A 25,740-nucleotide genomic window follows, 5' to 3' on the forward strand; every position below is an offset into this window, starting at 1 on the left:
AGGACCGGACTTGTCCGGGAAAGCGTCGGGCCTGCCGAGGAAAATCTTCAGCGCTTGCACCGGCGTCTTCGGGGACAAGTCCCCTCCTACAGGAATCGCGGACTCGGCTTGCTCCGGGCGATACTCCTGGGTTATCACCGTATGTATTTTTTTGATTAGACGGTTATCACTCGACCTTTGATAGTGACCGCCAGCTTCACTCGACAAAAACAATAATTCGAGGTACGCACAATGGCTCGCTCCAGTGCCCCCGCGCATCTGCCCCATGCAGGTGTCAGCTCCGCTGTCTCTGATCCTGCGCTTGCAACCACCGCCCGAGCCACTTCGGTGCGCTGGCGGATCTTTGCAATCATCTTCCTGCTGACCATGGTCAACCTGATCGACCGCGTATCGCTGTCCATCGCGATGCCGACCATCGCCAAGGAATTCACCTTGTCGCCCGCCATGCAGGGCCTGATCCTCAGCAGCTTCTTCTGGGCCTACGCGCTGCTGCAGATTCCTGGCGGCTGGATGATCGACCGCTTCGGCCCGCGTCGGGTCATCACCTGGTCCACCGGTTTGTGGGGCGCGTTTCAAGTGCTCGCCGGTTTCGCCACGGGCGGCGCATCGTTGCTGTTTGCGCGGATGTTTCTTGGCGCAGCTGAAGCACCATTGTTCCCGTCCGGCGGCAAGCTGATTTCTCTTTGGCTGGCACCGAGCGAGCGCAGCCGGGGCGCGGTGATGATGGACAGCGGCAGCCCACTGGGCGTGGCGCTGGGTGGTTTGATCATTGCGTATCTGATTGCGACCCTCGATTCCTGGCGCATGGCCTTTGTCATCGCCGGGATCGCGACCTTACTGTTGGGCTGGGTCTCGTGGCGTTACCTGCGTGATGATCCGTCGGTGCATCCACAGGTCAATCAGGCCGAACTGGACAAAATCAACGCCGGCCGCGCTACTCCGGCCGCCGAAGCGGCGCGGGCGCCAGTCAAAGGTTTGGGTATTGCGGCTCGCTCGCTGACCGGTCTGCTGGTCGGACGCTCCAGTTGGGCCATGGTGTATTTCGGCTTGCTGACCTGGGGGCCGAGCTATCTGGCTCAGGCACGCGGCTTTGATATCAAGGGCATCGGCTTCGCCACCTTCGTGATCTTCATCTTTGGCTCGCTGGGCTCTCTGACTGGCGGCTTCCTGTGTGACGGGTTGATTCGCCGAGGTGTGCGTCGTGGCCTGGCGGTTAAAGGTCTGCTGACGTTCTCTGGCCTGATTGCCCTTGGCGCGCTGTTGTTGCTGCCGACCCTGACCAATCCAATCGGTGCCGTGGCGTTGCTGGCCATGACCGCGTTCTTCCTGATGTGGGGCAGCTTGTACTGGAGTTTCCCGGCATTGCTGGCGGCACCGGCCCGCGTCGGTCTGATCGGCGGGGTAATGAACCTGGCGGGCAGCGTCGGCGGGATCTTCGTGCCGATTCTGGTGGGTCTGATCCTGCAATTCTTCGGCGGTTTCGGCGCGGTGCTGGCGTTCTTCGCGGTGTGCGCGGCGCTGTTTGTCCTGGCCACGCTGTTTATCAGCCTGGACGGCCAACGTGAGGTGACGGATGTCTGAGTCAGCCTCTCAACCCTACGACGGGCCAATCGTCGATGCTCATCATCATTTCTGGGATCCGCAGGCCAATTACCACCCATGGCTCGCCGAGGGCGCGAACATCCCGTTTCGCTACGGCGATTACTCGGCGATCAAGCGTCGTTACCTGCCGCCGGAGTACTTTGCCGATGCTGGCGTGCATCAGGTGGTGCAGACCGTCTATGTCGAAACCGAATGGGACCCCAGCGATCCCATCGGCGAAACCCGCTTCGTCGAGCAACTGACCGCGCGATATGGCGTACCCAACGCTGTCGTCGCCCAAGCCTGGCTCGACCATCCGGATGCAGTCGACCTGCTGCGCGCGCAGGCGGCCTTCAACTGTGTGCGCAGCGTGCGCCACAAACCTGAAGGCCCGACCTCGCCGCAAACGGTCGGCAGCGAACTCAGCCTGATGAGCGATGAACACTGGCGTCGCAGTTTTGCTGCGTTGCACGGCTTGGGCCTGCACTTCGATTTGCAGACGCCTTGGTGGAATTTGCCCGAAGCCGAGCGGCTGGCGCGGGATTTCCCCGAGACTACGATCATTCTCAATCACGCCGGTCTGCCATCGGACCGCAGCGAGCAAGGGCTGGCTGGCTGGCATGCGGCGATGAGTCGCCTGGCCGAACAGCCCAACGTGATGGTGAAGATTTCCGGTCTTGGCCAGCGCGACAAACCTTGGCGCGCCGAAGACAACGCCTGGATCGTGGGCGAAATCATCGCCATGTTCGGCGCCGACCGGGCGATGTTCGCCAGTAACTTTCCGGTGGACAGCCTGTGCGGCTCGTTCGACGACATTTACAGCGGCTTCAAGCAGATCGTCCGCGACCTGCCTGACGCCGAGCAAGAGCAGCTTTTCTACAGCAATGCGCGACGTATCTACCGTTGCGAGCCTTCAGCCACCGAGCAGACGTGGCCCGAACAGATGAGGAATCAAGCATGAACAAGACCCGAATCGCGATGGTATTGGGCGACCCGGCCGGCATCGGCCCGGAACTGATCGCCCGCCTGCTGGCCCAGCCGGAGGTGCGCAGCCAGGCGCAGGTGATCCTGATCGCCGATGAAGCCGAGATGCAGCGCGGCATGCAGATCGCCGGCAAGGAGTTTCCGTATCGTCACGTGACGTCGCTGGAAAACCTCGATTTCAGCGACGACACGCCGCTGTTCTACAATTTTCGTGGCGCTACCGAAGGCGAATTCGCCCGCAGCGAAGCCAGTGTCAAAGGTGGGCAATATTGCCTGGATACCTTGAAAATCGCTGTCGAACTGACCGCCGCGAAGACCACCGATGCAGTGCTGTTCGGGCCGCTGAACAAGACGTCGCTGCACATGGCGGGCATGGCGCACAACGACGAGCTGCACTGGTTCGCCGAATTACTGGGCTTCGACGGGCCGTTCTGCGAATTCAACGTGCTGGATAATCTGTGGACTTCACGGGTGACCTCCCATGTTGCGTTGTCCGCCGTGCCGGGCATGCTCAGTCAGCCGCGGGTAATTGAAGCCATTCGCCTGATTGACACCGCGCTCAAGCGCAACGGCCTGCAACGCCCACGCATCGGCGTCTGCGGCTTGAATCCGCACAACGGCGACAACGGCTCGTTCGGCCGAGAAGAGCTGGACATCATCGGTCCGGCGGTCAAGACCGCACAGGAACAGGGCATTGCCGTCGATGGGCCGTATCCCGGCGACACGATATTTCTCAAGGTGCAGGGCGATGCCAGCGCGTTCGACGCGGTGGTGACCATGTATCACGACCAGGGCCAGATCGCGATCAAGTTAATGGGCTTCTCCCGTGGCGTGACCGTGCAGGGCGGCTTGCCGATCCCGATCACCACGCCTGCCCACGGCACCGCTTTCGACATCGCCGGCCAAGGCAAGGCCAACGTCGGTGCGATCCGCCAAGCCTTCGAAATCGCCTGCCGGATGGGCCGCAGTTCGTATTGACTCAACCCGCAGTTTTTTTGCCGCAGAACGGTTTGCATAACGTTTTGCGGTTTTTTTTGCGGCTGGATTTTGTCCTCATCCGTAGGAGCGGCTTTAGCCGCGAGGGCTGCGAGGGCTTGCTCCCGGCTAAAGCCGGTCCTACGAGCCGGTCCTACGAGCTGGTCCTACGAGCTGGTCCCATGAGCCGGTCCTGCGGATTGAACGGCGTCCGATAACCTTCACCGCCAAGATCCGAATTTACCGATCACCACTGGCTATCACTGGATACCCATAAGTGATTAGCCGACGACTCACGCAACTGGCTAAATTTCCCCATCGACTTAGTCGACCAACAACTACAAAAAGCCGGTCCAGCGCCATGCAGGACATACCGGCGCATTAGGGAAATCATCCATGAAAATCAAATCGATCCGTACCCGTGTCTTTGAATGGAAAGGCAAGGTCGTTCCTCCTCAGGCGCATTTCTGCACCAACGCCAGTGACATCCTGTTCGAACGCGGCGACGCCATGGGCTCGTTCCGGTTTCACGGCTGGCTGGTGGTGGAAGTCGAAACCGACACCGGTCTGGTCGGCATCGGCAACTGCGCGCTGGCGCCACGGGTTGCCAAGGAAATCATCGACACTTACCTCGCGCCTATCGCCATCGGTGAAGACCCGTTCGATAACGAGTACATCTGGCAGAAAATGTATCGCCAGAGCCACGCCTGGGGTCGCAAAGGTATCGGCATGGCGGCCATTTCGGCGATCGACATCGCCATTTGGGACATCATGGGCAAGGCCGTGAACAAGCCGGTTTTCAAATTGCTCGGTGGCCGCACCAAAGAGAAAATCTGGACCTACGCTTCCAAGCTGTACGCCAACGACAACCTCGACCTGTTCCTTGAGGAAGCTCAGGGTTATCTGAATCAGGGCTTCACGGCGCTGAAAATGCGCTTTGGTTACGGCCCGAAAGACGGCCCGGCGGGCATGCGCAAAAACATCGAGCAAGTGCGCGCCCTGCGTGAACTGGCCGGTCCCGACGTGGACATCATGCTTGAGTGCTACATGGGCTGGACCCTGGAATACGCGCGCCGCATGTTGCCGAAACTCGCCGAATTCGAGCCGCGCTGGCTGGAAGAACCGGTGATCGCCGACGATATCGAAGGCTACATCGAGCTGAAGAAGATGGGCATCATGCCGATCTCCGGCGGCGAGCATGAATTCACGTCCTACGGCTTCAAAGACCTGCTGGAACGCCGCGCCATCGACGTCATCCAGTACGACACCAACCGCGTCGGCGGCATCACCGCCGCGCGTAAGATCAACGCCATGGCCGAAGCCTGGTCCGTGCCGGTCATCCCCCACGCCGGTCAGATGCACAACTACCACCTGACCATGTCCACCACCGCGTCGCCAATGGCCGAATTCTTCCCGGTGTTCGATGTGGAGGTCGGCAATGAACTGTTCTATTACGTGTTCAAGGGCGAACCGCAGCCGGTCAACGGCTACATCCAGCTGGACGACGACAAGCCAGGGCTGGGCCTGGAGATCTCCGACGAGTATTTGAGCGACTTCAATATTATTGAGTAACCAATTCTGTAGGAGCGAGGCTTGCCCGCGAACCCTGCGCCTCGGTAGGGCAGGCACACCGCGTTTTTGTTCTTCGCGGGCAAGCCTCGCTCCAACGAATCGTTGTCTGGAGATTAATTCATGCGCCTGATCCAGTTTGAAACCCCATCCGGCCAGCGTCAGGTCGGTGTCGTCGATGGCGAGCGTCTCGACGTGGTCCGCAATACCCAAAGCACTCGCGAACTGGCCCTTGCCGCCATTCGTGGGCAACGCAGCCTGCAGGATGAAGTCGCCAGCCGTGGCACCGAAGCCGGTCCGGACTACAGCGCGTTGCTGCATAACCGACAAATCCTGCCGCCGCTGGACCACGAAGACCCGGCCCATTGCCTGATCAGCGGCACCGGCCTCACGCACCTGGGCAGCGCCTCGGCCCGGGACAAGATGCACCAGCATGACGGTCAGGTCGAAGCGGGCATGACCGACACCATGAAAATCTTCAAATGGGGCATCGAAGGCGGCAAGCCCGCAGCAGGGCAGGTCGGTGCGCAGCCGGAATGGTTCTACAAGGGAGACGGCAGCATCGTCGTGCGGCCTGGAGCTGATTTTCCGGTGCCAGCGTTTGCCGAAGATGCCGGGGAAGAACCCGAGCTGACCGGCCTGTATGTGATTGGCGACGACGGCCAGCCGTATCGCCTGGGTTATGCGCTGGGCAACGAGTTTTCCGATCACGTCATGGAACGGCGCAATTACCTGTACCTGGCGCATTCCAAATTGCGCTTCTGCGCCTATGGTCCGGAATTACGGGTGGGCGAACTGCCGCGTCATCTGTCCGGCATGAGCCGTGTGCTACGCGATGGTCAGGTGTTGTGGGAAAAGGAATTTCTCAGCGGCGAAGACAACATGTGCCACAGCCTGGCGAACCTTGAATACCACCACTTCAAGTACAGCCAGTTCCTGCGCCCTGGTGACGTGCACATTCATTACTTCGGCACGGCAACCCTGTCGTTTGCCGACGGGGTGAAAACCCAGCCCGGCGACCGCTTCCAGATCAGCCTCGACGCGTTCGGTGCGCCGTTGGAAAACGGTATCGGCGAAGGTGTGCGGGCGTTGGGGATAGGGCAGATAAAGGCGTTGTGAATGATGATCTGTAGGAGCCAGCTTGGTGGGAGCTAGCTTGCTAGCGAAGAGGTCGGTGAATCCGACACATCTTCGGGGCCTTAAACATAGCCTTCGCGAGCAAGCTCGCTCCCACCAAGCCTCGCTCCAACGGGTTAACGCCTTACCAACAAAACCCCCGACTCCATGTGATGGGTATACGGAAACTGGTCAAACAGTGCGCAGCGCTCGACACGATGGGTGTCGTGCAGTTGCGCGATGTTGGCGGCCAGGGTTTCCGGGTTGCAGGAGATATACAGGATGCGCTCGAAGCGCCGGGTCAGCTCGCAGGTGTCCGGGTCCATGCCGGCGCGCGGCGGGTCGACGAAGACGCTGCCAAACTCGTAGCTTTTCAAATCCACGCCATGCAGGCGACGGAACGGTCGTACTTCATTCAACGCCTGGGTCAGCTCTTCGGCCGAAAGACGCACCAGCGTGACGTTATCCACCGCGTTGTCCGCCAGATTGGCCAAGGCCGCATTCACCGAAGTCTTGCTGATTTCGGTGGCCAGCACTTTGCGCACTCGCGTCGCCAACGGCAGGGTGAAGTTGCCGTTGCCGCAATACAACTCCAGCAAGTCGTCATCCCGCGTGCCCAGCGCGTCGTAGGCCCAGTTGAGCATCTTCTGGTTCACCGTGCCGTTGGGCTGAGTGAACGCTCCTTCCGGCTGGCGATAGCTGAAGCTGCGTCCGGCGACGTCCAGTTCTTCGGTCACGTAGTCGCGGCCGATCACCAGACGCTGGCCCTTGGAACGTCCGATCAGGCTGACGTCCAGTTCAGCGGCGAGTTTTTCGGCGGCAGCGGTCCACTCCTCGTCCAGCGGGCGGTGATAACACAAAGTGATCATCGCGTCGCCAGCCAGCGTGGTCAGGAAATCCACCTGAAACAGCTTGTGGCTCAGCACGCCGCTGGCTTCCCAGCGGTCGCGCAGCACCGGCATCAGCGCGTTGATGCGCGCGCTGGCAATCGGCAAACCTTGCAGCAGGATCGGCGTGCGATTGTCGCCGGGGGCGAACATCGCGTAGTGACGCTTCTGATCTTCACGCCACAGGCGAAACTCGGCACGCAGCCGGTAATGCTCGCGCGGCGAGTCAAACACCTGCGGCTCGGGTGCGTCGAACGGCGCCAGCAATTCACGCAGGCGCACGGCTTTCTCTGCGAGCTGACGGTCGTAGCTGGCAGGATCGAATGGAACGCTCATTTAAGAAGACTCATGCAGGGAACCAACCCAACTTGATCACGAACAGAATCGACAGGATCACCAGCGCAGAATTCAGCTCGCGCCAGCGGCCCGACAACAGTTTGATCGCTGTCCAGGAAATAAAACCAAAGGCGATGCCGTTGGCAATGGAATAGGTGAAAGGCATGGCCAGCGCGGTGATGACCACGGGCGCAGCGACAGTAATGTCATCCCAGTCGATTTCAGCCAGACCGGAGGTCATCAGCACGGCCACGAACAGCAGGGCAGGGGCTGTGGCGAAAGCCGGAACGCTACTGGCCAGCGGCGCGAAGAACAATGCCAGCAGGAACAGGATCGCCACGACAATCGCAGTCAATCCGGTGCGCCCGCCAGCACTGACGCCAGCTGCGGACTCGATGTAACTGGTGGTGGTCGAGGTGCCCAGCAGCGAACCGGCCATGGCCGCCGTGCTGTCGGCGATCAGGGCGCGGCCCATTTTCGGCATGTGGCCGTTCTTGTCCATCAAACCGGCGCGTTTGGCGACGCCGATCAAGGTGCCGGAGTTGTCGAACAGATCGACGAACAGAAACGCGAAGATCACGCTGATCAGACCGATGTCCAGCGCACCCCTGATGTCCAGTTGCAGGAAGGTTGGGGCCAGCGAAGGCGGCATCGACATCACACCGCCAAACGGCGTGAAGCCCAAGACGATGGACGCGATGGTCACCGCGAGAATGCCGATCAGTACTGCGCCGCGTACCTGGAGTCTTTCCAGGGCGACAATCAGGAAGAAGCCCAGCGTCGCCAGTACCGGTGCCGGTTGCTTCAGGTCGCCCATGCCAACCATGGTCGCTGGATTGCTGACCACGATGCCCGCGTTGTGCAGGGCGATCAGCGCCAGGAACAGGCCGATACCGGCGGCAATTGCCGAGCGTAACGGCAGCGGAATGCTGTTGATGATCCATTCACGGATGCGAAATATCGACAAAATGAAGAACATCACTGCCGAAATGAACACCGCGCCCAGCGCTACTTGCCAGGTATGGCCCAGGTGCAGCACCACGGTATAGGTGAAGAAAGCGTTCAGACCCATACCCGGCGCCAGGGCAATCGGGTAGTTGGCGATCAGGCCCATGGTCGCCGAACCGATGGCGGCGGCCAGACAGGTAGCGACGAACAGCGCGCCCTTGTCCATGCCGGTTTCGCCGAGGATGCTCGGGTTGACGAACAGGATGTAGGCCATGGCCAGAAAGGTCGTGATGCCCGCGAGAATCTCGGTGCGCACATTGGTGTTGTGTGCCTTGAGTTGAAACAGCCGTTCCAGCATGTCTGGCTCCCCGTGACGCGCCTGCGTCGTAAATGAATCGACTAAAACAGCAAAGCACAGACTGCTCAGGCAGCCGGGACATTTTCTGTGGGTCGAAAAAGCCGCGCATCATACCAGTAGCGTGTTCATATGACTGCTCACCGATCATCGGCGGTTGTTCACAAATTCTGGCTAAGCTTGCCTTAAACCTTTTCGAGGAGTCGCCTGTGAGTAAAAGAGCCTTGATTGCGGTGGCGGATGGCATCGACGATCTGCAAAGCGTGACCTTGATCGACGTGTTGCGGCGCGCCGATATCGAAGTGGTAGTGGCCAGCATCGAAGCGCGGCGCATGCTGACTTGCGCGCGGGGCACTCGTTTGACTGCCGACACCATGCTGGTGGATGTGCTGGCGCAGACGTTCGATTTGATCGTGTTGCCCGGTGGCTTGCCCGGCACCCGGCATCTGGCCGAACATCAGCCGTTGGCCCAACGGGTTCGCGAACAGGCCGCCGCTGGCCGGTTTTACGCCGGTATGGATGAATCTCCGGCGCTGGCGCTTCAGGCATACGGCGTGCTCAAGCAGCGCCGCATGACCTGCAGCGAAGCGGTCAGCAATCATTTGTCAGGCTGTTCATTTGTTGATCAGCCGGTAGTGGTGGACGGCAATTGCATCACCGCCCAAGGTTCAGTCGCCGCACTGGAATTCGCCCTGATGCTGGTCGAGCAGCTGTGCGGCAAGGCGCGGCGGGCTGCGGTTTTGAAAACCATCGCCTGACGCTGGATCAGGTAGGAGGGGACTTGTCCCCGAAGGCGAATTCAGAGGCGTAGAGATTTTCCAGATTGTCTCGTTGTCCGTCCAATTGCCTTCGGGGACAAGTCCCCTCCTACCCGTTTGTACCGGCCCTCAAACTCGCTTTTCAGCACTTGATCGACGCCCGTCAACAAACCCTGAACGTTGCCAACCCCACGAAGTCGTACCCCTTAAGACGCAGAATAACTGCGCTAAAAAGTACCTACCGTGAGGTTTCCATGAGTGCAACGACCCCCAAGGATTTCGCCGGCCATGCGATAAGCCTGACCCTCAACGGCCAAACCCGGCAGCTCGATGTGCAGCCGTGGACAACATTGCTGGACCTGCTTCGCGACCGGCTTGACCTGACCGGCAGCAAGAAAGGCTGCGACCACGGCCAGTGCGGCGCATGTACCGTGCTGCGCGACGGCAAACGCATCAATGCCTGCCTGACCTTGGCGATCATGTGCGATGGCGCCGAACTGACCACCGTAGAAGGACTGGCCGATGGCGAGCAGCTGCATCCGCTGCAGCAAGCCTTCATCAAGCACGACGCGTTTCAGTGTGGCTATTGCACGCCGGGGCAGATTTGCTCCGCGGTTGGCCTGGCCAATGAAGGGCGCGCCAACAGCCGCGCCGAAATCCAGGAAATGATGAGCGGCAACCTGTGCCGTTGTGGGGCGTACAGCAATATCCTCGCCGCAGTTGAAGAAGTGCTGCCCGAAATGCGCGAAGCGCAACGCGCAAGGAGCGGCCAATGAATCCCTTCACTTATAGCAAGCCCGCGACCGTCAGCGACGCCGTCCACCTGAGCGGCGCGGCAACGCGATTTATCGCGGGCGGCACCAACCTGCTCGACCTGATGAAAGAAAACATCACCCGGCCTGAGCACCTGATCGATATTACCGGCTTGCCACTCAAGAGCATCACCCCGACCCCCAATGGCGGCGTGTTGATTGGTGCATTGGTGAGCAATGCCGATCTGGCCTGGAACCCGATCATCGAAAAGCAGTATCCGCTGTTGTCCAAAGCGGTTCTGGCCGGCGCCTCGCCGCAATTGCGCAACATGGCAAGTACCGGTGGCAATCTGTTGCAGCGCACCCGCTGCTATTACTTCTACGACGCCAGCGCGCCCTGCAACAAACGCGAGCCTGGCAGCGGCTGTCCGGCGCGCGAGGGCCTGAACCGGATTCACGCGATTCTCGGCGCCAGCGACGAATGCGTCGCGACTCATCCTTCGGACATGTGCGTCGCCTTGTCAGCACTGGATGCAGTCGTCCACGTTGAAGGCCGCGCAGGCCGCCGCACCATTGAATTCGCCGACTTCCACAGACTGCCGGGCGATGCGCCTGAGCGTGATAATCAGCTTGCCGATGACGAACTGATCACTGCTGTGGAGCTGCCGCCAGCCGGTTTCAGCGCCAACCACAATTACCTGAAGATTCGGGATCGTGCGTCTTATGCGTTCGCCCTGGTGTCCGTCGCCGCTGTGCTGGAGTTGGACGGCGGGATCATTCGCGACGTGCGCCTGGCGCTCGGCGGTGTCGCGCACAAGCCCTGGCGCGACAAGGCTGTCGAGCGATCACTGATTGGCAAGCCGGTATCTCGTGAGAACTTCGCAACAGCGGCTTATGCGCTGCTCAAGGAAGCCCAGCCACTGGAGCACAACGCCTTCAAAATCAAGCTGGCTCGCCGGGCGATCATTCGTGCCTTGAGCGATGCCGCTGTGGGAGCAAATGCCCAATGAACAGCCTGACACACCAACCGTCTTCACCTTTGGGCCAACCGCTGGACCGTGTCGATGGCAGGCTCAAGGTCACCGGACAGGCGCGATATGCCGGTGAATACCCGGAAACCAGCTTGCTCCATGGCAGCGTGGTGTCCAGCACCATCGCCCGTGGCCGCGTGACGCATATCGATATCAGCGAGGCGTTGCAGGTGCCTGGCGTGGTGATGGTCCTGGATCACAAGAACCGTCCGAGACTCGCCAGCTACGACGAAGATTATCAGGACGCCGACTCAGCCGAAGGCTCGCCGTTTCGTCCGCTGTATAACGACCGGGTGCTGTACAGCGGCCAGCCGCTGGCACTGGTGGTGGCCGAAACACTGGAGCTGGCGCGCTATGCCGGATCGCTGGTGCGTATCGAATATCTGGTTGAAGGCCACGAGACGGATTTGCTCGCAGTACTGGGGGATTCCCAGGACGCACCGGCCGAACTGCCCAAGCCTCGCGGCAACTTCCAGGCTGAGTTTGCCGGATCAGCATTGAGCGTCGACGTTCACTACAGCACACCCATCGAGCATCACAATCCGATGGAACCCCACGTGTCCACCGTGCTGTATCAGGCCGATGGCAGCCTGCATATTCATGACAAGACCCAAGGCCCGCAGAACTGTCAGGATTACTTGCACAAAATATTCGGCATGGAAAAGGAAAAGATCCGTGTGTTCGCCGCTTTCGTCGGTGGCGCGTTCGGATCGGGACTGCGTCCGCAATATCAGCTGCCACTGGCGGTGATGGCGGCGCTGGAGTTGAAGCGTTCGGTGCGCGTGACCTTGACTCGGCAACAGATGTTCACCTTTGGCTATCGTCCGCGAACCTTGCAGCATCTGCGTCTGGGCGCAGCGGCCAATGGTCGGCTGCTGGCGGTCGGGCACGAGGCAATCGGCCAGACTTCGCGTTTTGAAGACTTCACCGAGCACGTGGTGGAATGGAGCGGCATGCTTTATCAGTGCGACAACGTGCAGCTCACCTACAAGCTTGCGCCGCTGGATGTCTTTACGCCGCTGGACATGCGTGCGCCGGGTGCCGCGCTGGGCCTGATCGGCCTGGAATGCGCCATGGACGAACTGGCCTGCGCCGTCGCAATCGATCCGGTGCAACTGCGGCTGATCAATTTCGCCGAACGCAATGGTAACGAAGACAAACCTTATTCGAGCAAGGAACTGCGCGCCTGTTACACCCAGGGCGCGGAGCGTTTCGGTTGGAGCAAGCGCAATCCCGAACCGCGCAGCATGCGTGAAGGTCGGCAGTTGATCGGTTGGGGCATGGCCGGTGGCGTGTGGGAAGCCATGCAAATGAAGGCCAGCGCCAAAGCCCGGCTGGGCGCTGATGGGAAATTGATCGTCAGCAGCGCGACCACCGATATCGGCACCGGCACCTACACCGTCATGACTCAGATCGCAGCGGCGGCGGCGGGCGTTGCCACGCAAGACGTCAGCTTTTTGCTGGGCGACTCCTCGCTGCCCACTGCGCCATTGCAGGGCGGTTCGTTCACCGTGTCGTCAGTGGGCACCGCCGTGCAGCAGGCCAGCAAGGCCTTGCGCGAGAAACTTTTCGAAGCCGCCTGCCAGGTCGACGCGCAATGGGCTTCAGCCCGCGCCGATCAGATGACCCTCGCCCAAGGCTATCTGCATTTGGGCGAGCAACAGTTGGCATTGGCCGAAGTGTTGAGTGGCTTTCCCGACGGGCTTGAGGTGCAGATCGACGCCGAGCCGGACAAGAAACGCGAGGCCTATTCCACCGCGACACATTCGGCAGTCTTCGTCGAAGTGCAGGTAGACGAAGACTTGGGCAGCATTCGGGTCAGTCGGGTGGTCAGCGCCATCGCTGCGGGGCGGGTAGTCAATCCGAAAATGGCCCGCAGCCAGATCCTCGGTGGCGTGGTCTGGGGCATCGGCATGGCACTGCATGAAGAAACCCAGACCGACCATAACCTGGGTCGTCACATGAACCACAGCCTCGCCGAATATCACATTCCGGTTAACGCCGATATCGGCGACATTGATGTCGTTTTCGTTGACGAAGATGACGATATCGTCAACGCGCTGGGCTCCAAGGGTGTCGGCGAAATCGGCATCGTGGGCGTCGCAGCGGCGGTCGCCAACGCAATCTACCATGCAACCGGCAAACGGGTTCGGGACTTCCCGATTACGCTGGATAAGGTGCTTTGAACATCTGAATTGGATTGGGATTCGTTGGAGCGAGGCTTGGTGTAGGACCGGCTTCAGCCGGGAGGGCAATTGACGCCTTCGCGACTAAAGTCGCTCCTACTGCGCGATTCGCGGGCAAGCCTCGCTCCAACAGGGGCGGGGCTGTAATCCCTCAATGTCGCCAGAGTGCAAGCACAGGTCGCGCTGGTGCGCTTCGTGCAGCGTACTGCTGCGTAATTTGGTTACTTCGGCAACATTCGTATTGCCGCTGATGCTTGAAAAAAACCAAAAATATCGAGCCGACCCGAGGGAGCACGCATGAAGAAACTAATTCGTCATATCAGTTGCGGTGTATTGATGCTGAGCAGTACAGCGTTGCTGGCTGCCGAACCCGCTGCGTGCCAGAACGTACGCATGGGCGTGGTCAACTGGACCGACGTGATCGCCACCAGCGCGGTTGCCCAGGTCTTGCTGCAAAACATGGGTTATGACGTCAAGCAGACCAGCGCGGCGCAGCAGATTGTCTTCGGTGGCCTGCGCGACGGGCGTCTGGATATCTTCCTCGGCTACTGGAAACCGGCAATGGACAAGAACATCGCCCCGTTCCTGGCGGCCAATCAGGTCAAGGTGCTCGATAAACCCAGCATGAGCGACGCTCAAGCGACCCTGGCAGTGCCGGATTATGTGGCGGCAGGCGGACTCAAGACATTTGGCGATATTGCCAAATTCAAGGACAAACTGGGCGGCAAGATCTACGGCATCGAGCCAGGCACCGGCGCCAACACCAACATCAAGGACATGATCGCCAAGAACCAGTTTGGCCTTGGTGGCTTCCAGTTGGTGGAATCCGGAGAAGCCGGGATGCTTGCGGCGGTACAGCGCGCGGTCAAACGCAACGAATGGGTGGTGTTTGTCGGCTGGACTCCGCATCCAATGAACATCAACATGAAAATCGATTACCTGACCGGCAGCGAAGATGTCTTCGGCCCGAAAGAAGGCGCCGCGACCGTTTCCGTCGTAACCGCTCCGGACTACGCCCAGCGTTGCCCGAACGTCAGCAAATTGCTGACCAATCTGACGTTCACTGCGGCTCAGGAAAGCCAGATGATGGTGCCGATCATGGACCGCAAGGCGCCGGATGACGTCGCCAAGCAATGGCTTAAAGATCACCCGGAAGATTTGCAACGCTGGCTGGCCGGCGTGACAACCTTCGATGGCAAGGACGCAGCGCCAGCGGTTGTTGCCGCAATCGGGAAATAATCTGTTGGAGCGGGGCTTGCCCGCGATAGCGTCATATCAGTCGAAAAATAATGGCAGAACGAATCGCGAGCAAGCTCGCTCCCACACAAGTGGGAGCGTTCGGAGGTTACGACGGCCGCGAAGCGGTGTGTCGGACAGATGGCTATCGCTGCCTCGCGCTGCTCGTGAGCTCCCACACACAAACCCAAACGGAGTTTTTGTGACCACCCATTACCCTCTATCTGCCGAAATGGCCGGGTTCGTCGCGAGAACCCAGTCCTTCAGCTCCTCCGCCCCGGATATGCGCAAGCAACGCATTGCGTATTCGACGATGTGCCGGGCATTTACCCCGGCGCGTCGTGCGGGACTTGCCGTTACGGATTTCGAACTGGCTGATGTGGCCGTCCGCAGTTATCGGCCGGACAGTCTTTCCCCTGACGCCGCTGCCGATTGCGTGCTGTACCTGCATGGCGGCGGTTGGGTGGTGGGCGATCTGGATTCCCACGACTTCATCTGCACCGATCTCGCCCTTGATCTGGGCTGTGTGGTGATCGCCGTGGACTATCGCCTGGCGCCGGAGCATCCGTTTCCGGCGGCATTCGAAGATTGTGTGGCGGTCTGGCATGGCATTCAGGCGCAAGCGGAGTGGCTGCGCATCAATCCGCTAAAGGTCGCGGTTGCCGGAGATAGCGCGGGGGCGACCTTGGCGGCTGCGTTGTGCCTGGCGTTGCGCGACGCGGGGCAGCCTCAACCTCGCGCCCAAGTGTTGATTTACCCGGCCTTGGGCGGCGCAGCGGATTTGCCGTCGCGCAGTGAATGTGCCGATGCGCCGCTGTTGAGCAGCGTGGATATCGACTGTTATCAGGCGCTTTATGCGGCCAAACCTGAGCACATGCAGTCGCCTTATGCCTGGCCCTTGCTGGCGCAGGACTTCAGCCAGCTCGCCCCGGCGTTTGTTGCCGTCGCGCAGTTCGATCCGCTGCGTGATGACGGCACGGTTTATGAGCAGAAGCTACGCGAAGCGGGCGTTGCCACGAGCTTTTATCCGGGCAAGGGATTGGTCCATGGCTGTCTGCGGGCCAAGGGACAGGCGCAGGAGGCTGATGAGTTGTATCGGCGGGTAGTGGAGGCGTTGCGGATTATTGCCAAAAATACCTGACCCCGTTGGAGCGAGGCTTGCCCGCGAATGCGTCAATTCGGTCGATGAAAATATCGACTGAAAAACCGGTTCGCGGGCAAGCCTCGCTCCAACGGGCCGTTAAGTTAAACAGGCGCTTTCTGTACTTCCGCTTCTTCCACTACATCCCGCATCCGGTCGCGATTGGCCAGGGTCGGGAACAGTTTGATCCAGATTCCGGTCACCGCCAGGGTGCCGACGCCGCCCAGCACTACTGCCGGAACGGTACCCAGCCAATGCGCGGTCAAGCCGGATTCGAACTCCCCCAGCTGATTGGATGCGCCAATGAACAGCCCGTTGACCGCGCTGACGCGGCCGCGCATTTCATCCGGGGTTTCCAGTTGCACGAAAGAGGCGCGGATCACCATGCTGATCATGTCCGCAGCGCCCAGCACGACCAGAACCGCCAGGGAAAACCAGAACGACGTCGACAAGCCGAACGCGATAGTCGCCACGCCAAACACACCCACGGCGGTGAACATCACGCGTCCGACATTACGCTCGACGTTGAAGTGCGCGAGCCACAACGACATGCCCAACGCGCCCACTGCCGGCGCCGACCGCAACAGCCCAAGCCCCCAAGGACCGGTCAGCAGGATATCGCTGGCGAATACCGGCAACAGCGCAGTCGCGCCGCCGAGCAGGACCGCAAAAAGGTCCAGGGAAATCGCGCCGAGCACGTCCGGGCGGCTGCGGATAAAGCGAATCCCGGCCATCAGCGAATCGAACGTTGCCTTGCCCTTGTTCAGCGCCATCTGGCGAGCGGGCAGGCTTAGCATCAACACGCAGGCAATCACATACAGCAGCACGGTCGGGCCGTAGACCCAACTGCTGCCGAATGCATAAAGAAAACCGCCCAGCGCTGGCGCGACGATGGTCGCGGTTTGCTGTGCTGACTGCGCCGACGCTACCGCCCGTGGAAACAGCGAACTGGGTACGATGCTCGGCAGCAGCGCTTGGGTCGCAGGCATTTCAAAGGAACGGGACGCGCCGAGGGCAAACGCCAGAATGAAGATCATCTCCCGCGTCACACTGTTCGTGGTGCTGCCGATGAACAGCGCCAGAGCGATTAATGCCTGGGCGGTCTGGCATAGCGCGGCGATCTTGCGTCGATCGTACCGATCCGCAACGTGACCGGTGTGCAACATGAACAGCACGCGGGGCGCGAACTCCACGAGCCCGATCAGACCCAGGTCCAGGACGTTGCCGGTCAGCTGATAAAGATTCCAGCCAATGGCCACCGTCAGCATCTGAAAACCACTGGCGGTGAAGATACGGGCGAACCAGAAAGCGACGAACGGACGATGATTGCGCAACAGAACGGGGGCTTGAGTCGGCATGAGCTACAGCGGCCTGGCGGGGGGATGGCCGAGATTATCACTTTGTAACAATGCATTGCGTGAAACTAAGGCCGATGCTGCCGGGTTTTTTTGCGGTAGACGCGCCGGTTACAAATTCCAGTTCGATGTCAGAAAACTCCGAAGGCCAGGCTGGGCGGGCCTTTGCGGGGTGAGGCAAGACGTCACGCGACAAAAGACCACACAGAGCACGCGTTCAAATAGGTCTACTCTTTGATCGTTGGTTGACCTGCGTCAATGCGCGTAAAGCAATCGTGTGTCGGCGCAACCAACAGATCCCCCATGCCGGAAACAACACAGAACAATTCCACCCTGCCGTGCTCCATATTTGTGGGGGCAGTCGCTGATGGCCTCAAGTCACCAGCTGTATAACCTGAAGAGGAAGACCTATGTTCGGTTTGGAGGCAATTGATCTCGCCCGAATTCAGTTCGCGTTCACCATTTCGTTCCACATTCTGTTTCCTGCCATCACCATTGGTCTGGCAAGTTACCTGGCTGTGCTCGAAGGGCTGTGGCTGAAGACCCGTGAAGATGTCTACCGTGACCTGTACCATTTCTGGTCGAAGATCTTTGCCGTCAACTTCGGTATGGGTGTGGTTTCCGGGTTGGTCATGGCGTATCAGTTCGGCACCAACTGGAGCCGGTTTTCGGATTTCGCGGGGGCTGTCACCGGTCCGCTGCTGACCTACGAGGTGCTGACAGCGTTCTTCCTCGAAGCAGGCTTCCTCGGCGTCATGTTGTTCGGCTGGAATCGGGTCGGTCGCAACCTGCACTTCTTCTCGACGGTCATGGTGGCTATCGGCACCTTGATTTCGACCTTCTGGATTCTGTCTTCCAATAGCTGGATGCAGACCCCGCAGGGCTTTGAAATCGTCGACGGCCGGGTGATCCCTACCGACTGGTTCGCCGTGGTGTTCAATCCATCGTTCCCTTACCGCCTGGCGCACATGTCTGTGGCAGCGTTCGTGGCAACGGCATTCTTCGTGGGTTCGTCGGCGGCCTGGCATCTGCTGCGTGGTCGCGACACGCCGCCCATACGCAAGATGCTTTCCATGGCCATGTGGATGGCGCTGCTGGTCGCGCCGGTGCAGGCCGTGATCGGCGACTTCCATGGTCTGAATACCCTTGAACATCAGCCGGCGAAAATTGCCGCGATTGAAGGTCACTGGGAAAACGTCGGTGACGAGCCGACGCCGTTGATCCTGTTCGGCCTGCCGAACATGAAAACTGAAACAACTGACTTTGCCGTGGAAATCCCGTATCTGGGCAGCCTGATCCTGACCCACAGTCTGGACAAGCAAGTCCCGGCGCTCAAGGAATTCAAGCCTGAAGACCGGCCAAATTCGACCATTGTGTTCTGGTCGTTCCGGGTAATGGTCGGCCTCGGCTTCCTGATGATTTTCACCGGACTGTGGAGTCTTTGGCTGCGCAAGCGTGACGCGCTCTACAAATCCCGTCCGTTCCTGTATCTGGCGCTGTGGATGGGGCCGTCGGGCCTGATTGCGATTCTGGCGGGCTGGATCACCACCGAAGTCGGTCGTCAGCCTTGGGTCGTCTACGGCCTGATGCGTACCAAGGACGCCTCGTCCGGGCACAGCATCGAGCAGATGACTTTTACTCTGGTGCTGTTTGTCGTGGTGTATTTCCTGCTGTTTGGTACCGGCCTTGGCTACATGATGCGTCTGGTGCGCAAAGGTCCGGTGGTCAACGAAGGCGATACGCCCAAACACGGCGGCCCTGGTCAGAAACGTACTCCGGCTCGTCCGCTCTCCGCCGCTGAAGAAGGCGCCGAAGACCACGTCAATCAAGACAGCCTGAGCAAGGAGCATTAAGCCATGGGTATTGATCTTCCGCTGATTTGGGCCGTCATCATCATCTTCGGCATCATGATGTATGTCGTGATGGACGGCTTTGACCTTGGCATCGGTATCCTCTTCCCGTTCATGAAGGAAGAGCACGATCGCGATGTGATGATGAACACCGTCGCGCCCGTCTGGGACGGCAACGAAACCTGGCTGGTCCTTGGGGGCGCGGGTTTGTTCGGCGCATTCCCGCTGGCTTACTCGGTGGTGTTGTCGGCGCTTTATCTGCCATTGATCCTGATGCTGATCGGGCTGATTTTCCGCGGCGTTGCCTTCGAGTTCCGTTTCAAGGCCACCGCCGCCAAGCGTCACTTGTGGGACAAGGCCTTTATTGGCGGCTCGCTGACGGCCACGTTCTTCCAGGGGGTCGCGCTGGGGGCGTTTATTGATGGCTTCCCGGTGGTCAACCGGCAATTCGCTGGCGGTTCACTGGACTGGCTCACACCGTTCACGATGTTCTGCGGCGTGGCGTTGATTGTTGCCTATGCGCTGCTGGGCTGTACCTGGCTGATCATGAAGACCGAAGGCGCGTTGCAAAAGGCGATGCATGATCTGGCTCGTCCGTTGGCCTTTGCGGTTCTGGCCGTGATCGGCATTGTCAGTCTCTGGACGCCGCTGGCCCACCCGGACATCGCCAATCGCTGGTTTACCCTGCCGAATCTGTTCTGGTTCCTGCCAGTACCGATTCTGGTGCTGGTGACGATGTACGGTCTGTTCAAGGCAGTGGCCCGCAATGCGAACTACACGCCGTTCCTGCTGACGCTGGTGCTGATTTTCCTCGGCTACAGCGGCTTGGGTATCAGCTTGTGGCCGAACATCGTGCCGCCCTCGATTTCCATCTGGGACGCCGCTTCGCCACCGCAGAGCCAGGGTTTCATGCTGGTCGGGACGCTGTTCATCATCCCGTTCATCCTGGGTTACACCTTCTGGAGCTACTACGTGTTCCGCGGCAAGGTCACCCAGGAAGATGGCTATCACTAGCAGACAGGCCTCCGGCGCTCAGCGTCGGAGCCATTGATAGAGGAGATTGGCGATGTCTGGCAAAGAATCTTTTCATGACGACCAGGACCCGGCCCTGAAAAAGCCGCTCTGGCAGCGCGTGGCCTGGTTGATCGGTATCTGGGCGGGCAGTGTGTTCGCCCTGTATATCGTCGCCTACCTGCTGCGGATGTTCATGACCGCCGCAGGTATGCGCACGCATTGACACGAATCCCATCCCGCGCTCACTGGGCGCGGCTTTTATAACCCTCCGTCTGGAGGGTTTTTTTTGCTTTATTTGCGGACTTTGAGAATCACGAACTTCGGCGTGGCAGCCACTTGCTCGACACCGCGAAACAGTCGCGCCAGCTTGCTGTGATAGCCCAGATGGCGGTTGCCGACCACATACAGCGCGCCCCCGACGACCAGCGCCGAGCGGGCCTGTTGAAACATGCGCCAGGCGAGGAAATCGCCGACCACCTGTTGCTGGTGAAAGGGCGGGTTGCACAGCACCACGTCGAGGGAATCGGGTTCCTGGCTGGCGAGCCCGTCATCGGCGCGGATGACTGCTTCGCGCTCGCCCATTGCCGTTTTCCAGTTCTGCGCAGCCGACTGCACGGCCATGAACGACTCGTCCACCAGCGTGTAATGGGCTTGCGGATTAGCCAGCGCGCTGGCAATCGCCAGTACGCCATTGCCACAACCCAGATCGGCGACTCGCGCTGAGCCGAGGTTTTTCGGCAGATACGGCAAAAATGCGCGCGTGCCGATGTCCAGGCCTTCGCGGCAGAAGACGTTGGCGTGGTTGGCCAGTTCGATGGCGGGATCATCAAGCTTATAGGTGGTCGGGTAGGGCGAAGGCTGGAATTCGCCGGGTTGCGGCGTGGCAAACAGCAACCGTGCTTTCTTGACTGCCAGTGAGGCGGTCACCGGGCCGACATATTGCTCAAGCAACTCTCCGGCGGCCCGTGGCAGATGCTTGACCATGGCCGCAGCCACGACCCGCGCGCCCGGCGCCAGCTGGCCTTGCAGGCGGATAAGCTGTTCTTCCAGCAGCGCGAGGGTTTTCGGCACCCGGATCAGCACCCAGTCAAATGGTCCCTGCAGCGGCTCGCTCGCCGGAATCATCGGCACCGAGTCGTAAGCCATGTTGTTGCGGATCAGATTCTTTTCCAGGCCGTGAGCGGCCAGGAACGAATCCGTGCTGCTGATGACCGTTGCATGTTGCGCGAGGCTAACCGCCAGTGCGCCGAAGCTGTCGTTGAGCACCAGCACCCGGCTCTGCAATGTCACGCCATGCTCGGCCACGTGATTGAGCAAGTATTCATCGGCAGCGTCAAACGCCTGCAATGGCTCATCTTGCTGTTCCGGTTGGCGTATCAGATCGAGCTGGGCAAAGGGTGTGATAAGCAGGGGCATGGGCAGGCAAACTCAGGGGCAATCAACGTGTTGTCACATAAGCCCATGGTGCGCGGGCTCGCAGAAGACGGTGATTTTACGTGCTTTTTGCTGCTTGGCACTCTGTCGTTTGTCCTTTGCTCAGAACATGCCGCTTAGCGCAGCCTGCACCACCGCCGAGATTTTGTTGCACGCGCCCATTTTTTGCACAGCGTTTGCCACGTGGAAGTGTACGGTTCGTTCTTTCATGCTGAGGATGATGGCGATATCTGCCGCCGTCTTGCCCTCGGCGGACCATCGCAGAATTTCTATTTCTCGTGGAGTCAGGTGCTTGTCAGACACACCCTGCAATGAGCTGACTGAACTTCTATCCATTCTCGCCTCCGTGCTGCCTTTCACTCATTCCATGCGTCGAGACTCCAAGTGTAGGAAAAAACATCGAGGGAAATTTGGCGCTGAAAGGCTTGTGGACGGATGGATGCTGGCATTTATGGCCTGCTCCCGCCGGTGTAAAGATTTACACCGGCGGGAGCTGCGTGTCACTGCGGTTACGCCAAATTCAAGTCCGGATGCGGACCGTCTCGCGATAGCCGCAAGAGTGAAAGATTCTAAAACTTCAGCTTGTTTGGCGGCCTGAAGGGATACCACTACAAACCGGTGGTGTTTATCTGCAAGGCTTTGCGGGACACTGATCACCTTCTTTTCTTGCTTGCAGGTTGACCATGACCGCCAGTGCAGACAAATTCACTCGGCAAACCCTGCTGAATGTGACGCCACTCACCCCCAGCCTGTTTACCCTGCGCACCACGCGCGATGCGGGCTTCCGCTTCCGGGCTGGGCAGTTCGCACGCCTGGGTGTCACCAAGGCTGACGGCAGTGTTGTGTGGCGTGCCTACTCGATGGTTTCGTCGCCTCATGACGAGTTCCTGGAGTTCTTCTCCATCGTCGTGCCAGACGGCGAGTTCACCAGCGAGCTCAGCCGGCTGCGCGAAGGCGATTCGTTGCTGATCGAAAAACAGGCATTCGGTTATCTGACGCTGGATCGTTTTGTCGATGGCCGTGACTTGTGGCTTTTATCCACCGGCACCGGCATCGCCCCCTTTCTGTCGATCCTGCAGGATTTCGAGGTGTGGGAAAAATTTGAACGAATCATTCTGGTCTACAGCGTGCGCGAGGCCAAAGAGCTGGCGTATCAGGAGCTGATTGCAACCCTGACCGAGCGCGATTACCTGGCTGAATATGCCGACAAATTCCTGTTCCTGCCTCTCGTGACCCGCGAACATCCACCTGGCATGTTGCACGGGCGGATTACTCACCTGCTGGAAAGCGGCGATCTGGAGAAGGCTGCCGCGCTGGACATGGATGCCGAGCACTCAAGAGTGATGCTGTGCGGTAACCCGCAAATGGTCGAAGACACCCGCGCCCTGCTCAAGGAGCGCGACATGCAGCTGAGCCTGAGTCGGCGGCCGGGGCAGGTTGCGGTGGAAACGTATTGGTGAAGTCCAGGTGCGTTCTATCAACGGGTGGGAATTGATTCGCAAGGCGATCGCGTAGGTCGCGTAGGTTCCGTTGGAGCGAGGCTTGCCCGCGAATCAGGCGCCTCAATGGACCAGACATACCGCGTTATCGTTCTTCGCGGGCAGGCCTCGCTCCAACGGGCCGACGCGAAGAGGGCGGTACATTCGATGCGAATCTGGCGCATCGAATGCCGCTCTCCCGGATAAATCCGGTTCTACAGTTCTTGCGTCAAATCAAACCGGACGCAACGGATCAACAGTGATCGGCGCCGCAGGTTTGTTTTGCTCTTTCAGCAGATCACGAATTTCACCCAGCAGGATTTCTTCCTTGCTTGGCGTAGGCGGCAGGGTCGGAGCCTTGGCCTCTTCGCGTTTCAGGCGGTTGATCGCCTTCACGCCCATGAAAATGGCAAACGCCACAATGATGAAATCGATCACGGTCTGGATGAATTTGCCGTAGGCCAGCATCACCGCAGGTGTATTACCTTCTCCAGCTCGCAGAACGACTGCAAGGTCGCTGAAGTCCACGCCGCCAATCAGCAGCCCGAGAGGCGGCATGATTACATCGCCGACGAACGACGAAACGATCTTGCCGAATGCCGCACCAATGATGATACCGACGGCCATATCGACCACGTTACCTTTGACGGCAAAGGCTTTGAACTCGCTAAGTACGCTCATGGGTCATTCCTTGTTACAGATGAGTTTGGTCAATGCAGTGTAATTCAGCTCCGCACAACGCGCTTTACCTGCAATCGACCGGGCTCTGGCGCGGAAGTTTTATCGAAACACTCAAAAACATAGGCAATAGAGGCTCTGGAACGCAGTTGCGGCAACCTGCGTTATGATTGCCGACTTTTACGAATGGGGTTGTCATGGCCAAGGCCAAACGCATGTACGGTTGCACTGAGTGCGGTGCGACCTTTCCCAAGTGGGCCGGTCAATGCAGCGAATGCGGTGCCTGGAACACACTGGTTGAAACCGTTCTGGAAAGCGGTTCGGCAGCGCCGCCCAGTGGCCGTTCCAGCTGGACCGGCCAGCAAGCGCAGATCCGCACTCTGGCAGAAGTCAGCGTCGAGGAAATTCCACGCTTTTCGACCAATTCCACCGAGCTGGACCGCGTACTCGGCGGCGGTCTGGTCGATGGCTCCGTGGTCTTGATTGGCGGCGATCCGGGCATCGGTAAATCCACCATTTTGCTGCAAACCCTGTGCGCTATCGCCGAGCGCATGCCGGCGCTGTATGTCACAGGCGAAGAATCGCAGCAGCAGGTCGCAATGCGTGCCCGTCGTCTGGGCTTGCCTCAGGACAAGCTCAAGGTCATGACCGAAACCTGCATCGAAAGCATCATCGCTACGGCGAAGGTCGAAAAGCCGAAAGTCATGGTCATCGACTCCATCCAGACGATTTTTACCGAGCAACTGCAATCCGCGCCTGGCGGCGTTTCCCAGGTGCGTGAAAGCGCCGCGTTGCTGGTGCGTTATGCCAAGCAAAGTGGCACGGCGATTTTCCTGGTGGGCCACGTCACCAAGGAAGGCGCGCTGGCCGGTCCGCGCGTCCTCGAACACATGGTTGATACGGTGTTGTACTTCGAAGGCGAATCCGATGGGCGCCTGCGTCTGCTGCGCGCGGTGAAGAACCGTTTCGGCGCGGTCAACGAGCTGGGCGTGTTCGGCATGACTGACAAAGGCCTGAAAGAAGTCTCCAACCCGTCAGCGATCTTTCTCACGCGCGCCCAGGAAGAAGTTCCAGGCAGCGTGGTGATGGCGACGTGGGAAGGCACGCGGCCGATGCTGGTTGAAGTGCAGGCGCTGGTGGATGACAGCCATTTGGCCAATCCACGCCGGGTCACCCTCGGGCTGGATCAGAATCGCCTTGCCATGCTGCTGGCGGTCCTGCATCGCCATGGCGGGATTCCTACGCACGATCAGGATGTTTTCCTCAATGTGGTCGGCGGCGTCAAAGTGCTGGAAACAGCATCCGACCTGGCCTTGATGGCCGCCGTGATGTCCAGCTTGCGCAATCGTCCGCTGCCTCACGATTTGCTGGTGTTCGGCGAAGTCGGGCTGTCTGGCGAAGTGCGTCCGGTGCCCAGCGGCCAGGAGCGCTTGAAAGAAGCGGCCAAACACGGCTTCAAACGCGCCATCGTGCCCAAGGCGAATGCGCCGAAGGAATCACCGCCAGGGTTGCAAATCATTGGCGTGACGCGGCTGGAACAGGCGTTGGATGCGTTGTTTGAGTGAAGGCTAACAGCACGCAGGTAGGAGGGGACTTGTCCCCGAAGGCGTCCTTCAGATCGACATCAGTATCAGATTAACCTTCGTCTGAAGCCATCGCGTTCGGGGACAAGTCCCCTCCTACAATGATTGTTGGATTCAGACCGCAATCAGCGCCGCCAGTTCGCGGTCGAGCTCATCGTGATCAGCCAGGTTCAGCTCGATCAGGCGGCGTAGATGGCTGATCGACTCCAGGCCGATGTGCAGGCAGACAAACCCCAGTTGCTGATGATCGTCATGGGTCAGTTGGACATCCATCTGCACCTGAGCCTCGCCGCTCAAGCGGATATCTACCGAAAATGGCTTGGCGGTGTCGGCCAGCCACGCGGCGGGACGCTGGATGAGCAGACCTTTGAGCGACAGGTCGACCAACTGCACTTGCCAGAGTTTGTCACCCTGGCGCAATTCGGTCTTTGCGTCGAAGGCAATGCGCTTGAAACGTCGGCGGTCTGTCTGGGAGTCGGTCATCTGGTCAGTT

The 25,740-nt window shown here is 59.7% G+C and carries 23 protein-coding genes; 16 read left to right on the forward strand and 7 right to left on the reverse strand.

Translation table 11 applies throughout. The features are described 5' to 3' along the window. Window positions 1-231: 231 nt before the first annotated feature. From AFK24_RS26860 to araD1, 5 genes are all read left to right on the forward strand, one after another. Window positions 232-1,581: an MFS transporter gene (locus AFK24_RS26860; RefSeq protein WP_065836132.1), complete on the forward strand. Its 1,350-nt coding sequence runs from the start codon at window positions 232-234 to the stop codon at window positions 1,579-1,581. Continuing rightward, window positions 1,574-2,542 (forward strand): amidohydrolase family protein, encoded by a 969-nt coding sequence (locus AFK24_RS26865; RefSeq protein WP_065836133.1) that lies wholly within the window; start codon window positions 1,574-1,576, stop codon window positions 2,540-2,542. Before AFK24_RS26860 ends, AFK24_RS26865 begins: the two co-directional genes overlap by 8 nt. Next, window positions 2,539-3,543 carry a 4-hydroxythreonine-4-phosphate dehydrogenase PdxA gene (locus AFK24_RS26870; protein WP_065836134.1) on the forward strand — a complete coding sequence of 335 codons (1,005 nt, stop codon included), beginning with the start codon at window positions 2,539-2,541 and terminating at the stop codon, window positions 3,541-3,543. Before AFK24_RS26865 ends, AFK24_RS26870 begins: the two co-directional genes overlap by 4 nt. 393 nt (window positions 3,544-3,936) lie before the next feature. Next, a complete protein-coding gene (locus tag AFK24_RS26875) occupies window positions 3,937-5,112 on the forward strand; it encodes an L-rhamnonate dehydratase (RefSeq protein ID WP_065836135.1) in 1,176 nt (391 codons plus the stop codon). Between the two features lie 120 nt (window positions 5,113-5,232). Next, complete coding sequence (gene araD1, locus AFK24_RS26880) at window positions 5,233-6,228, forward strand: AraD1 family protein (RefSeq protein ID WP_065836136.1); 996 nt, start codon at window positions 5,233-5,235, stop codon at window positions 6,226-6,228. Between the two features lie 134 nt (window positions 6,229-6,362). Here araD1 and trmA read toward each other — a convergent pair whose 3' ends face one another. Next, window positions 6,363-7,448: a tRNA (uridine(54)-C5)-methyltransferase TrmA gene (gene trmA, locus AFK24_RS26885; RefSeq protein WP_065836137.1), complete on the reverse strand. Its 1,086-nt coding sequence runs from the start codon at window positions 7,446-7,448 to the stop codon at window positions 6,363-6,365. A 10-nt stretch (window positions 7,449-7,458) separates the two neighbouring features. Then, a complete protein-coding gene (locus tag AFK24_RS26890) occupies window positions 7,459-8,754 on the reverse strand; it encodes an NCS2 family permease (RefSeq protein WP_065836138.1) in 1,296 nt (431 codons plus the stop codon). 206 nt (window positions 8,755-8,960) lie between these two features. Here AFK24_RS26890 and AFK24_RS26895 point away from each other — a divergent pair, with 206 nt between their 5' ends. The 6 genes from AFK24_RS26895 (at window position 8,961) to AFK24_RS26920 (ending at window position 15,855) form a co-directional block, all read left to right on the forward strand. Further along, on the forward strand, window positions 8,961-9,509 hold the full coding sequence (locus tag AFK24_RS26895) for a DJ-1 family glyoxalase III (RefSeq protein WP_065836139.1): 549 nt from the start codon (window positions 8,961-8,963) through the stop codon (window positions 9,507-9,509). A gap of 254 nt (window positions 9,510-9,763) precedes the next feature. Beyond that, window positions 9,764-10,285: a (2Fe-2S)-binding protein gene (locus AFK24_RS26900; protein WP_065836140.1), complete on the forward strand. Its 522-nt coding sequence runs from the start codon at window positions 9,764-9,766 to the stop codon at window positions 10,283-10,285. Beyond that, window positions 10,282-11,271, forward strand: coding sequence for an FAD binding domain-containing protein (locus AFK24_RS26905; protein WP_065836141.1), 990 nt, complete (start codon window positions 10,282-10,284; stop codon window positions 11,269-11,271). Before AFK24_RS26900 ends, AFK24_RS26905 begins: the two co-directional genes overlap by 4 nt. Then, a complete protein-coding gene (locus AFK24_RS26910; protein ID WP_065836142.1) occupies window positions 11,268-13,478 on the forward strand; it encodes a xanthine dehydrogenase family protein molybdopterin-binding subunit in 2,211 nt (736 codons plus the stop codon). The genes AFK24_RS26905 and AFK24_RS26910 overlap by 4 nt, the downstream gene beginning before the upstream one ends. A 297-nt stretch (window positions 13,479-13,775) precedes the next feature. Beyond that, complete coding sequence (locus AFK24_RS26915) at window positions 13,776-14,717, forward strand: choline ABC transporter substrate-binding protein (protein WP_065836143.1); 942 nt, start codon at window positions 13,776-13,778, stop codon at window positions 14,715-14,717. Window positions 14,718-14,946: 229 nt separating this feature from the next. Continuing rightward, window positions 14,947-15,855 carry an alpha/beta hydrolase gene (locus AFK24_RS26920; RefSeq protein ID WP_065836220.1) on the forward strand — a complete coding sequence of 303 codons (909 nt, stop codon included), beginning with the start codon at window positions 14,947-14,949 and terminating at the stop codon, window positions 15,853-15,855. Between the two features lie 104 nt (window positions 15,856-15,959). On the opposite strand, the gene AFK24_RS26925 is transcribed toward AFK24_RS26920, so the two are convergent. Further along, complete coding sequence (locus tag AFK24_RS26925) at window positions 15,960-17,213, reverse strand: MFS transporter (RefSeq protein ID WP_065836144.1); 1,254 nt, start codon at window positions 17,211-17,213, stop codon at window positions 15,960-15,962. A 407-nt stretch (window positions 17,214-17,620) separates the two neighbouring features. Between AFK24_RS26925 and AFK24_RS26930 the strand changes: the two genes are divergently transcribed. From AFK24_RS26930 to AFK24_RS26940, 3 genes are read left to right on the forward strand one after another with little or no spacing between them, the layout of a single operon-like run. Beyond that, window positions 17,621-19,063 carry a cytochrome ubiquinol oxidase subunit I gene (locus AFK24_RS26930; RefSeq protein ID WP_065836145.1) on the forward strand — a complete coding sequence of 481 codons (1,443 nt, stop codon included), beginning with the start codon at window positions 17,621-17,623 and terminating at the stop codon, window positions 19,061-19,063. Window positions 19,064-19,066: 3 nt separating this feature from the next. Then, window positions 19,067-20,074: a cytochrome d ubiquinol oxidase subunit II gene (gene cydB / locus AFK24_RS26935; protein WP_065836146.1), complete on the forward strand. Its 1,008-nt coding sequence runs from the start codon at window positions 19,067-19,069 to the stop codon at window positions 20,072-20,074. A 52-nt stretch (window positions 20,075-20,126) separates the two neighbouring features. Beyond that, window positions 20,127-20,297, forward strand: coding sequence for a DUF2474 domain-containing protein (locus tag AFK24_RS26940; RefSeq protein WP_065836147.1), 171 nt, complete (start codon window positions 20,127-20,129; stop codon window positions 20,295-20,297). Window positions 20,298-20,365: 68 nt separating this feature from the next. On the opposite strand, the gene AFK24_RS26945 is transcribed toward AFK24_RS26940, so the two are convergent. Together AFK24_RS26945 and AFK24_RS26950 are read right to left on the reverse strand one after the other, a co-directional pair. Next, window positions 20,366-21,490, reverse strand: coding sequence for a methyltransferase (locus tag AFK24_RS26945; protein ID WP_065836148.1), 1,125 nt, complete (start codon window positions 21,488-21,490; stop codon window positions 20,366-20,368). A 120-nt stretch (window positions 21,491-21,610) separates the two neighbouring features. Continuing rightward, on the reverse strand, window positions 21,611-21,844 hold the full coding sequence (locus tag AFK24_RS26950; RefSeq protein ID WP_065836149.1) for a helix-turn-helix domain-containing protein: 234 nt from the start codon (window positions 21,842-21,844) through the stop codon (window positions 21,611-21,613). Window positions 21,845-22,191: 347 nt separating this feature from the next. On the opposite strand from AFK24_RS26950, the gene AFK24_RS26955 reads away from it, so the two are divergent. Next, window positions 22,192-22,968 (forward strand): ferredoxin--NADP reductase, encoded by a 777-nt coding sequence (locus tag AFK24_RS26955; protein WP_065836150.1) that lies wholly within the window; start codon window positions 22,192-22,194, stop codon window positions 22,966-22,968. 252 nt (window positions 22,969-23,220) lie between these two features. Here the strand turns inward: AFK24_RS26955 and mscL are convergent, their stop codons facing one another. Beyond that, entirely contained in the window at window positions 23,221-23,667 is a 447-nt protein-coding gene (gene mscL, locus AFK24_RS26960; protein WP_065836151.1) for a large-conductance mechanosensitive channel protein MscL, read from the reverse strand. Between the two features lie 194 nt (window positions 23,668-23,861). Here mscL and radA point away from each other — a divergent pair, with 194 nt between their 5' ends. Then, the gene (radA, locus tag AFK24_RS26965; protein ID WP_065836152.1) at window positions 23,862-25,229 is read left to right on the forward strand and encodes a DNA repair protein RadA; all 1,368 of its coding nucleotides are present in this window, start codon (window positions 23,862-23,864) and stop codon (window positions 25,227-25,229) included. 132 nt (window positions 25,230-25,361) lie between these two features. Here the strand turns inward: radA and AFK24_RS26970 are convergent, their stop codons facing one another. Further along, complete coding sequence (locus tag AFK24_RS26970; protein ID WP_065836153.1) at window positions 25,362-25,730, reverse strand: PilZ domain-containing protein; 369 nt, start codon at window positions 25,728-25,730, stop codon at window positions 25,362-25,364. Between the last annotated feature and the right edge of the window lie 10 nt (window positions 25,731-25,740).

Source organism: Pseudomonas syringae (assembly GCF_001698815.1).
Classification (GTDB): Bacteria; Pseudomonadota; Gammaproteobacteria; order Pseudomonadales; family Pseudomonadaceae; genus Aquipseudomonas; species Aquipseudomonas syringae_A.